The following is a 19,730-nucleotide window of genomic DNA, read 5'->3' on the forward strand; positions in this document are numbered from 1 at the left end:
TTCTGTGAAAGGACCGACCCCCTCATGTCGCGAAAGATGCGAAAAATCCTGATAGCTGCCGGTGCCGCCACCGTCCTCGCGCTGTCCGCGTGCGGCGGCGGCTCGGACGACAAATCCGATGACTCCGGACAGGCGAGCGCTTCCAAACTGATCGTCATCATCACCCCGTCCCCGGACAACGTCTTCTTCAAGGCCGAGCAGGACGCGGCGGCCGCCCAGGCCAAGAAGCTCGGCTACGAGACCCTGGTCCTCAGCCACGACGACGACCCGACCAAGCAGAGCCAGGAGATCGACACCGCGATCTCCCGCAAGGCCGCCGCGATCATCCTGGACAACGCCGGCGCCGACGCCTCGGTGACCGCCATCCAGCGGGCCAAGGACGCCAAGATCCCGACGTTCCTGGTCGACCGGGAGATCAACAAGACCGGCGTCGCGGTCGCCCAGATCGTCTCCAACAACGCGCAGGGCGCCGGCCTCGGCGGCACCGAGTTCGCCAAGCTGATGGGCAACAAGGGCGAGTACGCCGAGCTGACCGGCAAGCCCACCGACACCAACGCCGGCGTCCGGTCGCAGGGCTACCACGGCGTGCTCGACCAGTACCCGGACCTGAAGATGGTCGCCCAGCAGAGCGCAAACTGGGACCAGGCCGAGGCGCTGCAGAAGACCCAGACGATCCTGCAGGCGCACCCGACGATCAAGGGCATCATCGCCGGCAACGACACCATGGCGCTCGGCGCGTGGGCCGCGGTCCAGGCGGCCAAGAAGAACATCATCGTCGTCGGCTTCGACGGCAGCCCCGACGTCGTCTCGTCGATCGTGAAGGACGGCATCAAGGCGACCGTGCTCCAGCCGGCCAGCAAGATCTCGGAGATGGCCGTCGACCAGGCCGACGCGTACATCAAGAACGGCAAGGCCGACCAGCCGGAGAAGCAGTCGGTCGACTGCGTCCTGGTCAACCCGGACAACGCCAAGACGGTCTCCAACTTCGCGGTCACCGGTTCCTGAGCGAGATCAAGAAACACAGGAAGGAACACCCATGCTGGTCGCCGACCCCCGTACCGCCGCCGAGTGGCGCCGGCTTCGGCAGGAGATCGCCGAAGCCGGGCCCGAGCGGCGACGCGAGCTCCTGCGGGAGCGGGCCAACCAGTCCCGGATCACCGACCTGCGGATGATCGGGCACGCCGGCCTGGGCCACGTGGGCGGCGACTTGTCCGTCCTCGACATCCTCACCACGCTGTTCTTCGCGGTCCTGCGCGTCGACCCGGAGAACCCGGAGTGGGCCGACCGCGACCGGTTCGTGCTCAGCAAGGGGCACACCGCCGGCGCGCTCTACGCCACGCTGGCCGCGGCCGGGTTCTTCCCGGCCGCGGAGCTGGACACGTTCGCCGGCCCGCTGTCGCCGCTCAACGGCCACCCCAACCGGGTCAAGGTGCCGGGCGTCGAGACCAACACCGGCCCGCTCGGCCACGGCCTGCCGGTCTCGGTCGGCATGGCGGTGGCCGGGCGGCTCGCCGGCTCGTCCCGGCACGTCTACGTGGTGCTCGGCGACGGCGAGCTGCAGGAGGGCAGCAACTGGGAGGCGGCGATGACGGCCGGGCACCGCCGCCTGGCCAACCTCACCGCGGTGGTCGACCGCAACCGCCTCCAGCAGGGCGCGCGCACCGAGGAGACGAACACGCTCGACCCGCTCGACGACAGGTTCCGGGCGTTCGGCTGGGACGTCCGGGTGGTGGACGGGCATGATCATCTGGCCCTGCTCGACGCGTTCGCGGCGCCCCGGGGCGAGCGTCCGACCTGCGTCATCGCCAACACGACCAAGGGAAGAGGCGTCTCCTTCATGGAAGACCGCGTCGAGTGGCACCACAAGGTGCCGACCGCCGAGCAGATCAGCCTGGCCGGGGCGGAGCTGGCCCGATGAGCGCGCCGGTCCTCTCGCCCGAGACCTTCGACTGCCGGGTGGCGTTCGCCGAGACGCTGATCGACCTGGCCCGGGCCGACGAGCGGATCGTGGCGGTCTGCAACGACTCGGTCGGCTCCAGCAACCTGGTGGCGTTCGCCAAGGAGTTCCCGGACCGGATGATCAACGTCGGGATCGCCGAGCAGGACATGGTCGGCGTCGGGGCCGGCCTCGCGCTCAGCGGGTACGTTCCGTTCGTCTGCGGCGCCTCGCCGTTCCTCACCGGGCGCGCGCTCGAGCAGATCAAGGCGGACGTCGCCTACAGCCAGTCGCCGGTCGTCCTCTGCGGGATGAGCCCCGGCATGGCGTACGGGGAGCTCGGCCCCACCCACCACTCGATCGAGGACCTCTCCTGGCTGCGGGCGATCGCCGGCCTCGGCATCGTGGTGCCCGCCGACCCGCAGGAGACGCGCGAGGCCGTGCGCTGGGCGGCCGCCGCCGACACCCCGGTCTTCCTGCGGGTGGGCCGCTTCAAGGTCCCGGCGGTCACCGGCGACCGGCCGTTCACCTTCGGCGCCGCGACCCGGCTGCGCGACGGCGGCGACGTCACCGTGGTCGCCACCGGCACGATGGTCTCCCGCGCGCTCGAGGCCGCCGAGGAGGCCGCCGACCGGGGCGTCTCGGTGCGGGTGCTGAACATGTCGACGATCGCGCCGCTCGACGAGGAGGCGATCCGCGAGGCGATGCGCGAGACCGGGGCGATCGTCACCGCCGAGGAGGCGACCACGACCGGCGGGCTCGGCGCCGCGGTCGCCGCCGTCGTGGTCTCCGAGCCGCGCCCGGTGCCGATGCGGATGCTCGGCGTGCACCGCGAGTTCGCCCCGACCGGCAGCACCGCGTTCCTGCTCGAGCACTTCGGGCTGACCGCCGCCGACATCCGCCGGGCCGCGCTGGAACTGGCCCGCTGAGATGCCCGCCGACGGCCTCGTCCTCGCGATCGACCAGGGCACCAGCGCCACCAAGTGCCTGCTGGTCGCGCCGGACGGCGGAAAGGTCCGGGAGACCAGCGCGCCGGTGCCGATCCGCTACCCGCGGCCGGGCTGGGTCGAGCAGGACGCCGCCGAGATCCTCGGCAGCGTCCTCGCCGCCGCGGCGGAATGCCTGGACGGGGTGCCGCGCGACGCGGTGACGGCGGTCGGGCTGTCGACCCAGCGCGAGTCGGCCGTGGTCTGGGACCGGCGCACGGGCGAGCCGGCCGGGCCGGTGCTCGGCTGGCAGGACCAGCGGACCGCCGGCTACTGCGACACCCTGCGGGAGAAGGGCGAGGCGGACCGGGTCCGGGCGATCTCCGGCCTCCCGCTCGACCCCATGTTCAGCGCCGCGAAGCTGCGGTGGCTGCTCGACCGCACCCCCGGCGCGGCGGTCGGCACGGTCGATTCCTGGCTGCTGTACGCGCTGACCGGCCGCCACCAGATCGAGATCGGCAACGCTTCGCGCACCCAGCTCCTCGACGTCCGGGCCGGCACGTGGAGCCCCGAGCTGCTCGACGTCTTCGGCATCCCGGCGGCCGCGCTCCCCGAGATCACGCCCTCGTCCGGCGACCTGGGCCGCATCTCGGAGCGCGGGGGAGTCCTGGCCGGCCTCCCGATCACGGCCGTGCTCGGCGACTCGCACGCGGCCCTCTACGCGCACGGCGACGAGGGCGGGGTCAAGGTCACCTACGGCACGGGTTCGTCGGTCATGCGTCTCGGCGACCACCATGCCGTGAATGTCGGCCTGACCGTGGCCTGGAACGACCGCTTGGCCATGGAGGGCAACATCCGGTCGAGCGGCTCGACCGTCGCCTGGCTGGCCGATCTGCTCGGCGTCACACCCGCACGGATGGGACAAATCGCAGCGGACGACAGCGGCGGTGTCCACATCGTCCCCGCCTTCGGCGGCCTCGCCGCGCCCTGGTGGGACGACACCGCGACGGGCCTGATCAGCGGCCTCACCCTCGGCACCCGGGCGCCGCAGCTGGCCCGGGCCGCCCTCGAATCCATCGCCCATCAGGTCACCGACGTCATCGACGCGATGGGCGGCGCCGACCGCCTGCTCGCCGACGGCGGCGCCACCGCCAACGACGCGCTCATGCAGATCCAGGCCGACCTCGCCGGCGTCCCCGTCCGCCGGGCGCGCGACGCCAATCTCTCCGCCCTCGGCGCCGCGTTCCTCGCCGCCGGCATCAATCCCCGCCTCGGCTACGACGACTTCGCACCCCGTCCCAGCGACCCGGCCCGCCGCCACGCCTGGCGCGACGCGGTGAACCGGGCCCGAACCCCTTCCCACGGGAGCTGACATGACCGAGTACCCCCGCTTCGGCGCCGGCCTCTGGCACTTCGCCACCTACGTCGACCGGTACGCCACCGACGGCTACGGCCCGGCCCGCACCACGCTCGAGGCGATCGCGCTGGCCGGGCAGGTCGAGGACCTGTCCGTGGTCGACCTCAACTACCCGTTCACCCCCGGCGTCGGTCTCGGCGAGGTCAAGGACGCCCTCGCCGAGAACGGCCTCACGGCCATCGGCATCACGCCCGAGATCTACCTGCGCCGGTTCAGCCGCGGAGCGTTCACCAACCCCGATCCGGGCGTACGCAAGCAGGCCCTCGACCTGATGCACGAGGCGGCCGGCATCGTCCGCGAGATCGGCGCCGACTACGTGAAGATCTGGCCCGGCCAGGACGGCTGGGACTACCCGTTCCAGGTCGACCACCGCACGCTCTGGAAGCTGGCCGTCGACGGCTTGCGCGAGCTGGCCGGCGCCCACCCCGACCTCAAGTTCGCCATCGAGTACAAGCCGCGCGAGCCGCGGGTCAAGATGACCTGGGACTCGGCCGCCCGCACGCTGCTCGGCATCGAGCAGATCGGCCTCGACAACGTCGGCGTCCTGCTCGACTTCGGGCACAGCCTCTACGGCGGCGAGTCGCCGGCCGACGCGGCCCAGCTGATCATCGACCACGGTCGCCTGTTCGGCATGGACGTCAACGACAACCTGCGCGGCTGGGACGACGACCTCGTGGTCGGCACCGTGCACCTCACCGAGATCTTCGAGTTCTTCCACACCCTGCGCAAGAACAACTGGGAGGGTGTCTGGCAGCTCGACCAGTTCCCGTTCCGCGAGGACTCGGTCGACGCCGCCCGCACCTCGATCCAGATCCTCAAGCGCATCTACCGCGCCCTGGACCGGCTCGACACGACCGCGCTCGCCGAGGCGCAGGAGCGGCAGGACGCCATGGCCGCCCAGCGCCTCGTGCAGAACGCCCTCTTCGGGGAGGCGCCGGAATGATCCGCCGCGTTCTCGCGATGACCGCCGCCGCCGGGCTCGTGCTCGCCGCGCAGGCCACCCCGGCGTCCGCGCACCCGTCCGGCCACTCGTCCGGCCACGAGAGCACGAAACCGCGGACGGTCGTCACCACCGACATGGAACAGGACGACCTCGCCTCGCTGATCCGCTACCTGCTCTACACCGACCAGGTCGACACCGAGGGCATCGTCTACACCAGCAGCCGGTTCCACTGGGCCGGCGACGGCAAGGGCACCGAGTTCTTCCTGCCGGGCCGCGAATACACCACGCCGCAGACCTCCTGGCGATGGACGGGCACCCGCACGATCCAGGACCAGGTGCTCCCCGCGTACGCGAAAGTGTATGGGAATCTAAGGCGCAACGACGCCGGCTATCCGTCGCCGGGGGAGCTGCTCTCGAAGGTCCGCGTCGGCAACATCGTCTTCGAGGGCGAGATGAGCCAGGACACCCCCGGCTCGAACCTCATCCGCGACCTGCTGCTCGACCACGACCGCCGGCCGCTCTACCTGCAGGCGTGGGGCGGCACGAGCACGATCGCCCGCGCGCTCAAGTCCATTGAGGACCGCTACTCGCGTACGCCGCAATGGCCGTCCTTGCGGTCCCGGATCTCGGCCAAGGCGGTCATCCTCGCCAGCGGTTTCCAGGACGAGACGTACGCGAACTACATCGCCCCGCACTGGCCGGCCCTCCGCGTCGAGGAGCTGTCGGCCGGCTACGCGACCTGGGGCTACAACTGCAACTTCGGCGGCGTCGGCAACGTCCGCGGGCTGGGCGCCGACCACGTCTACTTCACCGGGGCGTGGATCAAGAGCAACATCCAGATCGGCCCGTACGGGAAGTTGTACCGCTCCTGGCTCGACGGCCAGTCCATGCCCGGCGACCCCCTCGACATCTTCGGCGACCCGGTGCTCGCCCCCGGCGGATGGTGCCCGCCGCTGGCGCCCTACGACTTCCTGTCCGAAGGGGACAATGTCGCCTTCAACCCGTTGCTGGACACCGGCATCCAGAGCCCGGGGAATCCGGCGCTCGGCGGGTGGGGCGGGCGCGCGTACCAGGTCAGCTCCTTGCCGAACCTCTGGAAGCTGGTCCCCACCGAGTCCGGCATCGCCAGCTACACCACCCTGCGCTGGGCCGGCGCCGCGCAGAACGACTTCGCGGCCCGCATCCAGTGGACGCTCGGCCGGCACGGCAACCACGCCCCCTCGGTCCGGATCCTCGGCTCGGACACCGCCCGGCCCGGCGCCACCGTCCGCCTGCGGGCGAAGGTCGCCGACCCGGACCACGACCGGGTCACCACCACCGTCTGGCAATACCAGGAGGAGGGCACCTATCCGGGTGCCGTCGCGGTCTCGTCCTCCGGCGTGCGGATCCCGGCCGACGCCAAGCCCGGGCAGACGGTGTCGATCATCGCGCAGGCCACCGACGACGGTCACTTCCCGCTGACCCGCTACGACCGCCTCGTCATCCACATCGTCTGAGGAGCTCCATGTCTGCCGAACGCCGGCGCCGCGTCATCGTCGACACCGATGCGAAGAACGAGGCCGACGACCAGTTCGCCATCGTGCACGCCCTGCTCTCGCCCTCCTTCGACGTGCGCGGGCTGATCCCCGCGCACTTCGGGAACCACCGCAGCGACCGCAGCATGGCGGAGTCCCGCGAGGAGATCGACCTGCTCCTGCGCCTGCTGGACCTCGCCGTCCCGGTGGCGAACGGCGCCGCGTCGGCCCTTCCGGACGAGACCACGCCGCGGGACAGCCCGGGCGCCCGGCTCATCATCGCGGAGAGCCTTCTCCCCGGACCGCTCTACGTCGCGTTCCTCGGGCCGCTGACCGACATGGCCTCGGCGATCCTGCTCGACCCCGGGATCGTCCACCGCGACGTGGTGGTGGTCTGGATCGGCGGCGTCGCCCACGGCGGCATCGACCCGCACCCGGGCCTGGAGTTCAACCTCGGCAACGACATCGCCGCCGCCAACGTGGTCTTCGGCTCCGGCATCACCGTCTGGCAGGTGCCGTCGAACGTCTACACCCAGGTCTCGGTGGGCTACGCCGAGCTGGAGGAGAAGATCGGCGGCACCTCCGACCTCGCCGACTACCTGATCAAGCAGCTGGTCGAGTGGAACGCGGCGCACCACCCCGAGCCGATCGAGTCCCGCTCGCTGGGCGACTCGCCGGCCATCTCCCTGATGCTCTTCCCCCGCGGCGCCCAGTTCCGCACGGTGCCCGCGCCCCGGTTCGGGCAGGAGGGTCACCACCTGCCCGGGACCGGCAACCCCATCCGCGTCGTCGAGCACGTCGACGTGCGGTTCCTGCTCGAGGACATGTTCGCCAAGATTCGCCGATTCGGCCGTCTCAAGGAGACATAACATGACATCCCCCCTCAGCCGACGCCGTTTCCTCTCCCTCGGCGGCGGCGCCGCCCTCGCCGCCGGGCTCACCGCCTGCACCGGCTCCACCGGTTCCTCCGGCGGCACCACCAATACCGGTTCCAAGGAGCTGCGCCTCTTCACCTACGAGGACAACTCGACGATCGACATCTTCAAGGCCCAGATCAAGGAGTTCGACGCCAAGAACGGCAGCACGACCACGGTCGACTCGCTGCCCGGCTCGGGCGCCGCCGTCTACCCCGACAAGCTGCGCACCGAGCTTCTCGGCGGCAAGGGCCCCGACGTCTGGCGCATCTGGGGCGGCCAGATCGGCGCCCCGTTCGTCAAGGCCAAGCAGGCCATGGATCTGAACCCGTACTACCAGAAGTACGGCTGGGAATCGAAGGTCAACCAGGCCGCCGTGGCCGGCATGACCTTCGACGGGGTCAAGGGTGGCCTGCCGTTCATCGCGAACGGCATCGGCTGCTGGTACAGCAAAGCGGCGTTCACCAAGGCCGGCATCAGCGCGCCGCCGGCCTCGTACGCGGAGCTGGAGGACGCCAACGCCAGGCTCTTGAAGTCCGGCATCACCCCGCTCGGCACCGGCGGAAAATACGGCTGGCACGTCATGCGCCTGTACGAGTACCTGCTGGAGGTCGCGGCCGGGCCGGAGCTGCACGACAAGCTGCTCACCGGGGACGAGAGCTGGGACCGTCCCGAGGTGGTCACGGCCTTCACGAACTTCAAGAAGTGGCAGGACCAGAAGTGGATCCCCGAGGGCGCGGTCGGCCTCGACCCGGCCGACGTCGAGCTCTGGTACGTCCAGGGCAAAGCGGCATACACCATCACCGGCACCTGGACCGAGGCGCAGGGCATTCAAGCCGGCGGCAAGAAGTCGGCGGACTTCGGCGTCTTCGAGTTCCCGACCGGCCACGATCCGCTGCGGCACTCCGGCTTCGTCGAGGGCTACATGATCAACGCGAAGGCCGGCAACCCGGACCTGGCCGCCGCCCTGCTCGACTTCCTGGACCAGCCGGCGACCCAGAAGGCCCTGAAGGTGACCGCCTCGGTGGTGGCCGGCGCCGAGCCGGATCAGGCGACACTGCCGCTGTCCTACCAATGGCAGGACGGCCCGGCCAAGAAGCCGTTCTACACGATCCAGGACCAGGCTTTCCCCAAGAAGGAGGCGGACCAGTACTTCGCCATCCAGAGCGACGTGCTGCAGGGCAAGACCGGTCCCGCCGACGCGGCCAAGAAGATGCAGGGCGTCATCGCGGCCTGGAAGAAATGAGGCGGCGCGGGGGCGCGGCGGCCTGGGTGTTCGCCGCGCCCGCCCTGCTCGTCTACTTCGTGTTCCTGGTCTACCCGGCGCTGTCGTCGCTGTGGTTCAGCTTCACCGACTGGGACGGCCTCAGCGCCGGCTACAACGTGGTCGGGCTCGGCAACTACAAGAGCATGACAAGCGACCCGGTGGTACGGCAGGCCGCCGTCAACAACCTGATCTGGGCCGTGGTCACGGTCGTCGTGCCGGTGGTGCTCGGCCTCGCGCTCGCGGTCGTGCTCAACGGCAAGGTCCGCGGCAAGCCGTTCCTGCGGCTGATCTTCTACACCCCGGCGGTGCTGCCGCTGGTCTCGGTCGCGTCGATCTGGGGCTGGCTCTACAACCCGCAGTACGGCGCGATCAACGCGTTCCTGCGCGGGGTCGGCCTGGACAGCCTGGCCCAGCCGTGGCTCGGCCAGGACTCGACGGCGCTGGCCGCCACCATGGTCGCCGCGATCTGGCTGCGGGTCGGCTTCCCGATGCTGCTCTACCTGGCCGCGTTGCAGGGCATCAGCCCCGACCTGTACGAGGCGGCGACCGTCGACGGCGCCGGGAGGTGGCAGCAGTTCTGGCACATCACGATGCCCGGCCTGCGCCCGGCGCACTACGTCGTCATCGCGCTCTCGGTGATCGACTCGTTCAAGGTGTTCGACCTGATCTACGCGATGACGTACGGCGGACCCGGCACCGCGACGCAGGTCATGGGCACCTGGATGTACTTCAACGTCTTCCAGTACAACCAGGCCGGCTACGGCACCGCGATCGCCGTGGTGATCACCGTGGTGGCGGTTCTGGTCAGCATCCCGTACGTCCGCTCGCAAACGAGGGAGCACGCGGTATGACCTCCGTCGCACCCACCGCTGCCCTGCCCGACGCCTCGGTCGCGGTCCGGGCGGATGCCCCCCGCAAGCGGAAGGGCGGCATCGGAGCGACCGTGTTGATGACCCTGGCCGCGCTCGTCTGGATCTCCCCGCTCGTGCTGCTGGTCATCACCGCGGTGCGGCCCCTCGCCGACTTCGTCTCGCACGGGCCGCTGTCCTGGCCGGGCACGGTCACCACGGCGAACTTCACGCAGGCCTGGGACATCGGCAACTTCGCCACGACGTACCGGAACAGCACCCTTCTGTTGGTCTTGAAGGTGCCGCTCGGCGTGTTCCTGTCGGCCATGCTCGCGTACGCCCTCGCCAAGCTGCGCATCCGGTTCGGCGCCGCCATCATGTATGTCGTGTTCCTGGGCCTCACGATCCCGATCTACATCACGATCGTGCCGGTGTTCGTGATGGCACGCAGCGCCGGCCTCACCGACAGCCTGATCGGCCTGATCGGGCCCTACCTGGCGTTCGGCATCCCGTTCGAGGTGCTGGTGCTCCAGTCGTTCATCCGGCAGATCCCGGACGAGATCGTCGAGGCGGCCCGGATCGACGGCGCCGGCGCGTGGCGGATCTTCCTGACCATCATCCTGCCGCTGTCGTTGCCGGCCCTGGTCACCGTGCTGATCCTGGACGGGGTGGCGACCTGGAACGAGTTCCTGTTCGCGCTGATCCTGCTCAACTCGGACGCGCACAAGACGATCCCGGTCGGGCTGCTCAACTTCCAGGGCCAGTTCTCGAACAACAGCACCGGCCTGGCCGCCGGGATCCTCATCGCGGTGGTGCCGATCCTCATCGCGTACACCTTCCTGCAGCGGTGGATCGTCGGCGGCCTCACGGCGGGAGCGTCGAAGGGGTGAGGGCCTGGGAGGAGACCACGCTGACGCTGACCGCGTCCTTCGACCACGACGACCCGTACTGGTCGGTGGATGTCGAGGCGACCTTCATCCACGAGGACGGTACGGCGTTACGGCGGCCGGCGTACCACGACGGCGGCCGCACCTGGCGGGTCCGGTTCGCGCCGCCGGCGGCCGGGCTGTGGCGCTGGGAGACGACCGCCGGAGTCGACGACGCCGGGCTGCACCGGGCCGGGGACCTGGTCGTCAAGCCCGGCGCCGGCGACAACCTCTTCCAGCGGCACGGGTTCTGGCGCATGTCGCCGGGCGGCCGCAGCCTCGTGCACGCCGACGGCACGCCCGCGCTGCTGGTCGCCGACACCGCCTGGGCGCTGCCGTGGCGGGCGACCTCGTCCCAGGTGCGCACCTACGCCCGCGACCGGCAGGCCAAGGGCTTCAACGCCGTGCTGCTGATGTCGGTGCAGCCGGACATGCGCGCGGTCGGGCCGCGGGACCGGACCGCCGACGAGGGCTTCGACGTCGGCTTCGACGACCTGCCCTCGGGACGTCTGCGCCGGCCGAACTACGACTACTTCCGCTACCTCGACGGGCTGCTCGGCATCCTCGTCTCGCACGGCATCGTCCCGGTCCTCCAGCCGGTCTTCCAGGGCTTCGGCTGGAAGGGGCTGGACGTGGCCGGGACGGTCGTGCCGCCGGACGAGTACGCCCGCTACTGCCGTTACCTGGTCGCCCGCTACGGCGCGCGGCCGCTCATCTATCTGGTCGGGGCGGACGGGTCGGGGCACGAGCCGCAGATCGAGGCCGGCGGCCGCGAGGTGCACACCACCGACTGTTACGGGCAGCCGACCGGCATCCACTACCGGCCGCACGCCCGCGCCACCGCCCACCAGGACGCGGACTGGCTCGACTTCCAGTGGTGCCAGACCGGGCACGGCGGCGAGCACGTGCCCGAGCGGGTGGCCGACATGTGGCGGTCGCTGCCGGTCAAGGCGGTGGCGAACGGCGAGCCTACGTATGAGCTTCCTTCCCTGGCGGCCGGCTGGTGGCAGGGGCACGAGGCGTGGAGCAACCTGTGCGCGGGCGGCACGATGGGCGTCGTCTACGGCGCCGCGAACATCTGGCAGTGGGTCCAGCGCGACGGCGAGCCCGGCCACGCCCCGTACTTCCTGGCGCCCTCCGGCAGCTGGGAGGACGCGCTCGGGTGCGAGGGCTCCACGTACGTCGGCCTGGTCGGCCGGATTCTCGCCGGCCTGCCCACCACCGACATGGCGCCCGACTGGGAGACCTTCATCGCCCCGCGGGCCCTCCGCGCGCCCGGCCTGCACATCGTCTATCAGGAGCTCGGCGGCCGGCTCTGGTCCTCAGTTTCCGCCGCCTACCGGGTCGTCGACCCCCGCACCGGCGAGATCGTCGCCACCGGGGCTCTGTCTCCCGGCGAGGCGATCGAGGCCGGCCCTCTCCGCCGGCCGCGCGTAGTGATATTCCACGACTTGGCCGATTGAGCTGCGGCCGGGATGGTGAACGGTCGAAGGTGAACGGGTGCGGGTTGGCCGGTTGCCGCGGATGTGGTGGAAGTTCCTGGCCCTTCCGCTGGGGATCTGGCTGCTGCTGACCGCCGGCGGGACGGCCGGTTTGGCGTTGACGCAGCACCGCAGCCGCGAGGGCGTCGTCGACCGGTTCGACGCCCGCCTCGCGCTGCTCGACGACTTCGTGACGAGCTACACCGCCGACCTGATCCAGCGCGAACGCGTCCTGGCCCAGGCCTTCCTCAAGGACCGTGTCGTCGGGCAGAGCACGTTCGCCCGCACGGTGGCGGCCTTCGGCTACCCGGCGGCGGTGCTGCTCGACAAGGACGGCCGGCTGATCCAGGCCGTGCCGCCGGCCCCCGCCCAGATCGGTCAGGACCTCACCGGCCGGTACGCCCACCTGCGCACCGCCGTGCGGGAGGAGACCCCGGCGATCTCGGCGGTGGTCGCCTCGGCCGTGCGCCGGGACCCGGTCGTGGCGTTCGCGGTGCCGTTCGAGACTCCCTCCGGGCGCCGCGTGTTCTCCGGGGCGGTCGCGATCACCGGCAGCCCGCTGTCCACGTACCTCTCGTCGGCGTGGAGCCTGCCCGGCATCCGGGTGCAGCTGACCGACACCGCCGGGGTCATCGCGGCCAGCAACCGGACGGTCGACCCGGACGCGCCCTCGCTCGACGAGCACGACCATCCGCTGGCCGCCGCGCTGGCCGGTCACGCGCAGGGCCGCTACCGGGTCGACGGCCGGTGGTGGCGCTACTCGTCGCTGCCCGTTCCCGGCGCGCCGTGGCGGTTGTCGGCCGCCGTCCCCGAGGAGGTGCTGTACGCCTCGATCCGGGGCAACGAGATCGCCGGGCGGGTCGCCGTCGCCACCGCCGCCGTGGTCGGCCTGCTCGTCGTGGGCGCGTCCGCGCGTACCCGCCGGCACCGGCACGAGCTGGAGCTGAGCGAGCAGCGTTTCCGCAAGGTCTTCGACCACTCCCGGATCGGCATGATCATCTCTGATCCGCGCGGCCGCTTCATGCGGGTCAACCCCGCGTTCGGGCGGATGCTCGGCCGCCCGACCGACGAACTGGTCGGCAAGCACTTCGCCGACATCACCCACCCCGACGACAAGGCCACCGGCCTCGAGGTGCTGGCCGACTGCCTGGCCGGCCGCATCGACAGCTTCGAGCTGGAGAAGCGCTACCGCAACGCCGCCGGCGACGTGATCGAGGTGATCGTCACCAGCGTCCTGATCCGCGAGCCCGGCGGCCCGCCGCAGTTCTTCGCCACCCAGATCGTCGACATGACCGAGCGCCGCGCCCTGGAACGGGCCCGCGACCGCCAGCAGGCCGAACTCGAGCAGTGGGCCCAGCAGCTCCAGCAGGCGAACCGCCAGATGGCCGACTTCATCGCGATGCTCTCGCACGACGTCCGCCAGCCCCTGACCGGCGTGGTGGCCCGCGGCGAGCTGCTGCTGGAGAGCTGGCCCGAGCTGTCGGACGACGAGCGGACCCGCTACGTACGCCAGATGACCGCGGCCGGCCACCGAGCCGAGCAGCTGGTCGAGGAGATCCTCACCCTGGCCCAGCTCGACGCCGGCGCGATGGTCGCCCGCCCCGTGCGCCTCGACCTGACCCACTCGGTGCGCCAGTCCATCGCCGCCCTCGGCCCCGACCAGCCGATCACCGTGCTCGCCCCCGACCAGGTCGTGGCCTTCGCCGACCCCGCCCACCTGCGCCTGGTCCTGGGCAACCTGCTCAGCAACGCCCTCAAGTACGGCGCGCCGCCGGTGACCGTCACCCTGACCCACCGCCAGGACAACGCCGACATCAAGGTCACCGACAACGGCGAGGGCGTGCCGCCGTCCTTCGTGCCGCACCTGTTCGAACGCTTCACCCGCGCCGGCACGGGGGTCGCGCTGGTCAAGCCCGGCACCGGAATCGGCCTGTATCTGGTTCGCCAGCTTGCGGACGCGAGCGGGATCGGCGTCGCGTACCAGCCGCATGCGCCGCACGGTTCGACGTTCATCGTGACGGTGCCGTGCCGGCCTTCCGTTTCGGCGGGGGCCGCGTCCCCGACGTGGCGCCACGACGCGGCTGCCGTCCCCACCGACGGCTGACGTCGTCCGAGGTCCCGGCCCGCTGGCGCGCGCAAGTCGCCGCCGGCCGTCGCGTTTCGCTCTCCTGGTCGTCGGTCGTTGCTTTCGTGTTGCCGCCGTTCGGTGGCCTGTCCCTGTCCCCGTCCCTGTCCCCGTCCCTGTCCCTGTCCCCGTCCCCGTCCGTCCCCGTCCCCGTCGCCGTCCGTCCCCGTCGCCGTCCGTCCCCGTCCCCGTCGCCGTCCGTCCCCGTCCCCGTCCCCGTCCCCGTCCCCGTCCCCGTCGCCGTCGCCGTCGCCGTCCGTCCCCGTCCCGTCGCCGGATGACGCTGGTGCCGCCGTCCCGCCGCTGGGTTGTCGCTTCGCCGAGCGTGACATCGCGATCGGCCGACGACCGAACCACCCCCTTTAGTGAGTGGGATCAGACCAGGCCGCCGGACGACATTGTCGGCTTGTGACCGATGTGTGGGTGGATTCCTGGCGGCGATGCGATAGCGCCAGCATGCGTCGCCGGGTCGACGTGATGGATCGTTCTCGTCGTTTCGGGCCGGGCGGTACCCGGCTGCGTTTCCGATCCGTCTCCACGTCCCCTTTGCGGGCGAAGGCCGGCAGTGGCGATTGCGGCGAAATAACGCGTCCGGAAATATGCAGACCGCCGGCGAATGGTCATTCGGTGATCTGGGGGTGAAGGCCGGTTCGGCCGATGCCATCGCCATCGCCGTCCGCGTGGGTAGCGCGGTGACCGGCGGCAGCTGCGCATCCGATGTGTATACCCAGGCGGCCCGGCCCGCCGCCGCGAGCGCAGCCGGCGCCGATCCTGCGAGCGCAGCCGGCGCTGATCCTGCGAGTGCTGCCGGCGCTGATCCTGCGAGTGCTGCCGGCGCCGATCCCGCGTGTGCTGCCGGCGCTGATCCTGCGAGCGCTGCCGGCCGATGTCGGGGCTGCCACCTCGGCCTGCGGAGCTTCCCGCCGGTACCGATCCTGTGGGCGTCGTCGTGGCCTGAGCCCGCAGGCATAACCGGCGCCGATGCTGCGGGCGCGGCCTCGGCCTGCGCCGACGCTGCCGGTGTCGAGGTGGGCGCGGGCAGGGTCGGTGGGCGGGTCACCGGCGGCTCGGGCACCGCCTGCCCGGAAGCAATCGGTGCACGGCTCTCCCGCGACTCGCCATCGATGCCGGTCGACCGGGATGTGTCCCGCTCACCGACCACGTCCCTCTCACCTGTCCGGCGCAGACGGGCGGCGTGCCGGCGCGCCAAACCCCACTCCCGATGCCGCACATGCTCACGCCGGAACCGGTCACTCACCGGCGACCAGGTGCGAGATCTGCGGCGGTCACGCACAGCGGCCAATTCAACCGAACTGAACAATTGCATCTGCCGCATACATAAAATTGTCCCGCCCTCCGCCGGTGCGCGGTAAGCGTTCGATCATGCCATTCCGAGATCGGCGAACAATTTTCCCGAATACATGATCGGACCAATTCGCCGGCGTGTCACGAGGCGTCCTCCGATGCTACCGACCGCGCACATGTCGCGTCGTCGGCATCGGTGAGCGGTACCTGACCTGCCCAGCATGCCGGCGACGACGAAGACGCAGCGGCGGCACCAGGACCACGTGCCTACTCGGTGCCGGGTGCGATCGTCGGGCGGGGTGGCGCAGGTGGTGCCGGCTCAGATCCGCGGCGGATCAGCGCCGTCGTGGTTCGGCGCCGGCTCAGGCCCGAGAGCAATGCGGCCTGGTTGCGCCCGGTCGGCGCCATCCCGGTCACCTACGGCGACGATCTCGTAGGCGGTCGGGTGCCGGCTCGATTCCGTGGCGGTCGAGTGGCGGCTGAATCCCGTCGCGGTCAAGCGCCCAACCCAACCCCGACCCACCGCCCCACCCCACCCCGTTACTGGGTGGGACGAGATTAGCCCGCGGGTACGACATTTTCGTCCCGCCCGTCCACAACCACCGACGTGCTGACCTCTTCGGCCCGGCCCGGCCCGGCCCGGCCCGGCCCGCCCCGGATGGTTGGTGCTGAGGGCGTCGACCTCGGTCGGGTGGATCGCCGATGGGCGTCGGCCCTGATCGGCGGGATGAGTAGCGCCACTGTGGCGGCCGTGTCGCCGGATGGGTGGCGGAGCGGGTTGCAGGCCCCCTGAACCGATGGGTGGCTGGCGCGGCGAGCTGCCGGCCCCCCGGACCGATGGGTGGCTGGCGCGGCGAGCTGCCGGCCCCCCGGACCGATGGGTGGGTGGCGCAGCGGGGTGCCGGCCCCGGACCGACGGGCGGGTGATGCCACCCCTTCGCGACCCCGGACCGGCCGGCCCCGCCCCCAGTGCACGCCCACCACGGAAACCATCGACCACACACCTTGACGAATCTGGCTAACGGCATTAGCTTATAGCTAACGACATTAGCTAGCACCTGGAGATCACGATGACCGAGTTCCTCACCGTCGATGGCGGCACGATCGCGTACGAGCTCGCCGGCGAAGGCCCCCTGGTGGTGCTCGCGCACGGCATGGGCGACAGCCGCAAGTCCTACCGGTTCGTCATCCCGCAGCTGGTCGCGGCCGGCTACCGGGTCGCCGCCGTCGACATCCGGGGCGCGGGCGAGTCGAGCGCGTCGTGGCCCTCCTACAGCCGCACCGACATCGCCGGGGATCTGCTCGCGGTCGTACGCCACCTCGGCGGTCCGGCCGTGCTCGTCGGGCACTCGATCTCGGGCGGGGCGGTCACCATCGCCGCGGCGCAGGCGCCCGAGCTGGTCGAGGGGATCGTCGAGCTGGCGCCGTTCACGCGGAAGATGTCGATCAACCTCGGCGACCTGCGGGTGAAGCGCTACCGCACCGGCGCGACGCGGCTCGTGCTGACCGGCGTCCTGGGCAGCGTGAAGTGGTGGCACAAGTACTTCGACCTGGCCGTGCCGGGCCGCCGCCCCGCCGACTGGGACGAGCAGCTGCGCGACATCGCGACCATGCTCGCCGAGCCGGGGCGGATGAAGGCGTTGCAGCGCATGGGTCAGTCCGCGCCGGTCGACGCGGGGGCGCAGCTCGGCAACGTCCGCAAGCCCGCTCTGATCATCGAGGGCTCGCTCGACCCGGACTGGGTCGACCCGCGCGCCGAGGGCGAGGCGATCGTGGCCGCCATGCCGGCCGGGATCGGCACGGTCGAGGTCATCGAGGGCGCCGGTCACTACCCGCACACCCAGTTCCCCGACGAGACCGTCGCCCTGCTGCTGCCGTTCCTCAAGGCGTACGCCCGTGCCTAGGGCCGGCCTCGACCCGGCGGCCGTGGTCTCCGCCGCCGCCGGTCTCGCCGACGAGGTCGGTCTCGCCAACGTCACCATGGGCCTGCTCGCCGAGCGGCTCGGCGTGCGCGCGCCGTCGCTCTACAAGCACGTCACCAGCCAGGCCGACCTGAACCGCCGGATCGCCGCGCTCGCCATGACCGAGCTGGGCGACGAGTTGCGGGACGCGTTGCAGGGCCGGTCCGGGCGGGACGCGCTCGCCGCCGCCGCGCGCACGATGCGGGCGTACGTGGTCGGGCACCCGGGCCGGTACGCCACGATGATCCGCGTCGACGCCGCCTCGCCCGACGATCCGGTGGCGGTCGCGGGTGGCCGGGTGCTCGGCTCGCTGGCGGCGGTGCTGGCCGGCTACCGGCTCGACCCGGCCGACACCGTGCACGCGCTGCGGATGCTGCGGAGCCTGTTCCACGGCTTCGCGGTGCTCGAGGCGGCCGGCGGCTTCGAGATGGACACCGACGTCGACGAGAGCTTCGAGTGGCTGATCGACTTCGTGGACCGTGGCCTCACCGGGTCCTCGATCCGATAGATCCGGGCGCGCCGGGCTGGGATCATCCACTGATGATCGAGGTCGAGGAGCGGGACGGGGTCGCCATCGTGCGGCTCGCACACGGCAAGGTCAACGCGCTCGATCTCGAGCTGCTGCACGCGATCACGGCCACCTTCGGCGAGCTCGACCGGGGCGACGCGGCCGCCGTCGTGTTCACCGGAACCGGCCGGGCGTTCTCGGCCGGCGTCGACCTCTGGCGCATGATCGACGGCGGCGCCGCGTACGTCCGCGAGTTCCTGCCCGCGCTCGACGCCGCTTTCCTGGCGGTCTTCACGATCGGCAAGCCGGCGGTGGCGGCGATCAACGGGCACGCCGTGGCGGGCGGAGCGATCCTGGCTGCCGCCTGCGACCAGCGGGTGATGAGCGCCGGCACGATCGGCGTGACCGAGCTGCTGGTCGGCGTGCCGTTCCCGCCGAGCGCACTGGGCATTCTCGGACACGCCCTCGGCGATCGCCCGGCGCGAGAGGCGGTACTGAGCGGCGCGACCCTCACCCCCGAGGCGGCGCTGGCGGCCGGCCACATCGACGAGATCGGTCCCGTGGAGGCGGCCATCACGCGCGCCCGGGCGCTCGCCCAGGTCCCGCCCGACACCTTCCGGCTTTCCAAGGATCAACTGCAGGCCGCGGCCGTACGCCGTGAGCCCGACCCCAGGGTGGAACAGCTCTGGATCCGCGCGGTCGAGGACGGCCGCATCGAGCGCTACATGACGCGAACAGTCCGGCGCTGACCGTCCCCGCCACCCAGGATCAGCCGTCCGATCGCCCGGGGGACCAAGGTCCCGCCGTATTCGGGTGGTTCGGCCCGGGTGCCCGCCGCGCGCCCGGAGAAGAGTTCGAGGCATAGAGATGGATTGAGGAGGACACCATGACCACCATCGGCCGGGACACCGCCGTTCACCTCGAGCGGGTCGAGGCGCCCGGCTCCACGCTCAGCCTCGCCGCCGCCCGCGCCCTCGCCGTGCTGCGCATCACCACCGGGTTCGTCTTCCTGTGGGCGTTCCTCGACAAGACCTTCGGCCTCGGCTACGCGACGCCGGAAGCCAGGGCCTGGATCCACGGCGGATCGCCCACCAAGGGCTTCCTCGCGAGCGTCGACGTCGGACCCACCGGGCTCCAGTCCTTCTTCCACTCCATCGCCGGGAACCCGGTGGCCGACTGGCTGTTCATGCTCGGCCTGCTCGGCATCGGCGCCGCCCTCATCCTCGGCATCGGCCTGCGCATCGCCGCGGGGGCCGCGGTGGCCATGATGGCTCTCATGTGGCTGGCCGAGTGGCCGTTCGCCAAGGGCTCCTCGAACCCGCTGATCGACTACCACGTCACCTACGCGGTCGGCGCGATCGTCCTGGCCCTCACCCAGGCCGGCCGCACCTGGGGTCTGGGCCGCTGGTGGTCCGAGCTGCCCGTGGTCCGCAAGAACCGCTGGCTCATCTGATCTCCGCCCCGTGCCCGGCCCGGACGGCTCACGTCCAGGCCGGGTCGTGGCCGTCGGCGCAGCGGGCGCCGAACCCGCCGCCGGGCAGGATCTCGCGGATCGCGGCCAGGTCGGCGTCGTCGAGCGCGAACTCGGCGGCGGCGCCCTCCCGGTCGCCCGCGGGCCCGTAGGCGAGGTTGATGTCCATCGCGCCGATGGCGGAGACG

17 protein-coding genes are annotated in these 19,730 nt (G+C 71.3%); 16 read left to right on the plus strand and 1 reads right to left on the minus strand.

What is annotated here, in order from left to right:
* The first annotated feature begins 36 nt into the window (after positions 1 to 36).
* From ACZ6TB_RS11090 to ACZ6TB_RS11165, 16 genes are all read left to right on the plus strand, one after another.
* The gene (locus tag ACZ6TB_RS11090) at positions 37 to 1,005 is read left to right on the plus strand and encodes a substrate-binding domain-containing protein (RefSeq protein WP_465553078.1); all 969 of its coding nucleotides are present in this window, start codon (positions 37 to 39) and stop codon (positions 1,003 to 1,005) included.
* A gap of 31 nt (positions 1,006 to 1,036) precedes the next feature.
* On the plus strand, positions 1,037 to 1,918 hold the full coding sequence (locus ACZ6TB_RS11095) for a transketolase (protein ID WP_465553080.1): 882 nt from the start codon (positions 1,037 to 1,039) through the stop codon (positions 1,916 to 1,918).
* Positions 1,915 to 2,865 (plus strand): transketolase family protein, encoded by a 951-nt coding sequence (locus ACZ6TB_RS11100; RefSeq protein WP_465553082.1) that lies wholly within the window; start codon positions 1,915 to 1,917, stop codon positions 2,863 to 2,865. Before ACZ6TB_RS11095 ends, ACZ6TB_RS11100 begins: the two co-directional genes overlap by 4 nt.
* Before the next feature lies 1 nt (position 2,866).
* Positions 2,867 to 4,234, plus strand: a complete 1,368-nt coding sequence (locus tag ACZ6TB_RS11105; RefSeq protein WP_465553084.1) for an FGGY family carbohydrate kinase — start codon at positions 2,867 to 2,869, stop codon at positions 4,232 to 4,234.
* 1 nt (position 4,235) lies between these two features.
* Entirely contained in the window at positions 4,236 to 5,222 is a 987-nt protein-coding gene (locus tag ACZ6TB_RS11110; RefSeq protein WP_465553086.1) for a sugar phosphate isomerase/epimerase family protein, read from the plus strand.
* A complete protein-coding gene (locus tag ACZ6TB_RS11115; RefSeq protein WP_465553088.1) occupies positions 5,219 to 6,718 on the plus strand; it encodes a DUF1593 domain-containing protein in 1,500 nt (499 codons plus the stop codon). The genes ACZ6TB_RS11110 and ACZ6TB_RS11115 overlap by 4 nt, the downstream gene beginning before the upstream one ends.
* A gap of 8 nt (positions 6,719 to 6,726) precedes the next feature.
* Positions 6,727 to 7,605 (plus strand): nucleoside hydrolase, encoded by an 879-nt coding sequence (locus ACZ6TB_RS11120; RefSeq protein WP_465553090.1) that lies wholly within the window; start codon positions 6,727 to 6,729, stop codon positions 7,603 to 7,605.
* 1 nt (position 7,606) lies between these two features.
* Entirely contained in the window at positions 7,607 to 8,896 is a 1,290-nt protein-coding gene (locus ACZ6TB_RS11125; RefSeq protein ID WP_465553092.1) for an ABC transporter substrate-binding protein, read from the plus strand.
* Entirely contained in the window at positions 8,893 to 9,768 is an 876-nt protein-coding gene (locus ACZ6TB_RS11130) for a carbohydrate ABC transporter permease (RefSeq protein WP_465553093.1), read from the plus strand. Before ACZ6TB_RS11125 ends, ACZ6TB_RS11130 begins: the two co-directional genes overlap by 4 nt.
* Complete coding sequence (locus tag ACZ6TB_RS11135; protein WP_465553095.1) at positions 9,765 to 10,655, plus strand: carbohydrate ABC transporter permease; 891 nt, start codon at positions 9,765 to 9,767, stop codon at positions 10,653 to 10,655. The genes ACZ6TB_RS11130 and ACZ6TB_RS11135 overlap by 4 nt, the downstream gene beginning before the upstream one ends.
* A complete protein-coding gene (locus ACZ6TB_RS11140; RefSeq protein ID WP_465553097.1) occupies positions 10,652 to 12,154 on the plus strand; it encodes a glycoside hydrolase family 140 protein in 1,503 nt (500 codons plus the stop codon). The genes ACZ6TB_RS11135 and ACZ6TB_RS11140 overlap by 4 nt, the downstream gene beginning before the upstream one ends.
* Positions 12,155 to 12,191: 37 nt before the next feature.
* Positions 12,192 to 14,276 carry a sensor histidine kinase gene (locus ACZ6TB_RS11145; protein ID WP_465553099.1) on the plus strand — a complete coding sequence of 695 codons (2,085 nt, stop codon included), beginning with the start codon at positions 12,192 to 12,194 and terminating at the stop codon, positions 14,274 to 14,276.
* Between the two features lie 2,396 nt (positions 14,277 to 16,672).
* Complete coding sequence (locus ACZ6TB_RS11150; RefSeq protein ID WP_465553101.1) at positions 16,673 to 17,506, plus strand: alpha/beta fold hydrolase; 834 nt, start codon at positions 16,673 to 16,675, stop codon at positions 17,504 to 17,506.
* Positions 17,499 to 18,071 carry a TetR/AcrR family transcriptional regulator gene (locus ACZ6TB_RS11155; protein ID WP_465553103.1) on the plus strand — a complete coding sequence of 191 codons (573 nt, stop codon included), beginning with the start codon at positions 17,499 to 17,501 and terminating at the stop codon, positions 18,069 to 18,071. Before ACZ6TB_RS11150 ends, ACZ6TB_RS11155 begins: the two co-directional genes overlap by 8 nt.
* 32 nt (positions 18,072 to 18,103) lie before the next feature.
* Positions 18,104 to 18,820 (plus strand): enoyl-CoA hydratase/isomerase family protein, encoded by a 717-nt coding sequence (locus tag ACZ6TB_RS11160; protein WP_465553105.1) that lies wholly within the window; start codon positions 18,104 to 18,106, stop codon positions 18,818 to 18,820.
* A 137-nt stretch (positions 18,821 to 18,957) separates the two neighbouring features.
* Positions 18,958 to 19,524 (plus strand): hypothetical protein, encoded by a 567-nt coding sequence (locus tag ACZ6TB_RS11165; protein WP_465553107.1) that lies wholly within the window; start codon positions 18,958 to 18,960, stop codon positions 19,522 to 19,524.
* A 28-nt stretch (positions 19,525 to 19,552) separates the two neighbouring features.
* On the opposite strand, the gene ACZ6TB_RS11170 is transcribed toward ACZ6TB_RS11165, so the two are convergent.
* On the minus strand, positions 19,553 to 19,711 hold the full coding sequence (locus ACZ6TB_RS11170) for a hypothetical protein (protein ID WP_465553109.1): 159 nt from the start codon (positions 19,709 to 19,711) through the stop codon (positions 19,553 to 19,555).
* Positions 19,712 to 19,730 lie beyond the last annotated feature (19 nt).

Source organism: Actinoplanes sp. NPDC051537 (assembly GCF_055586105.1).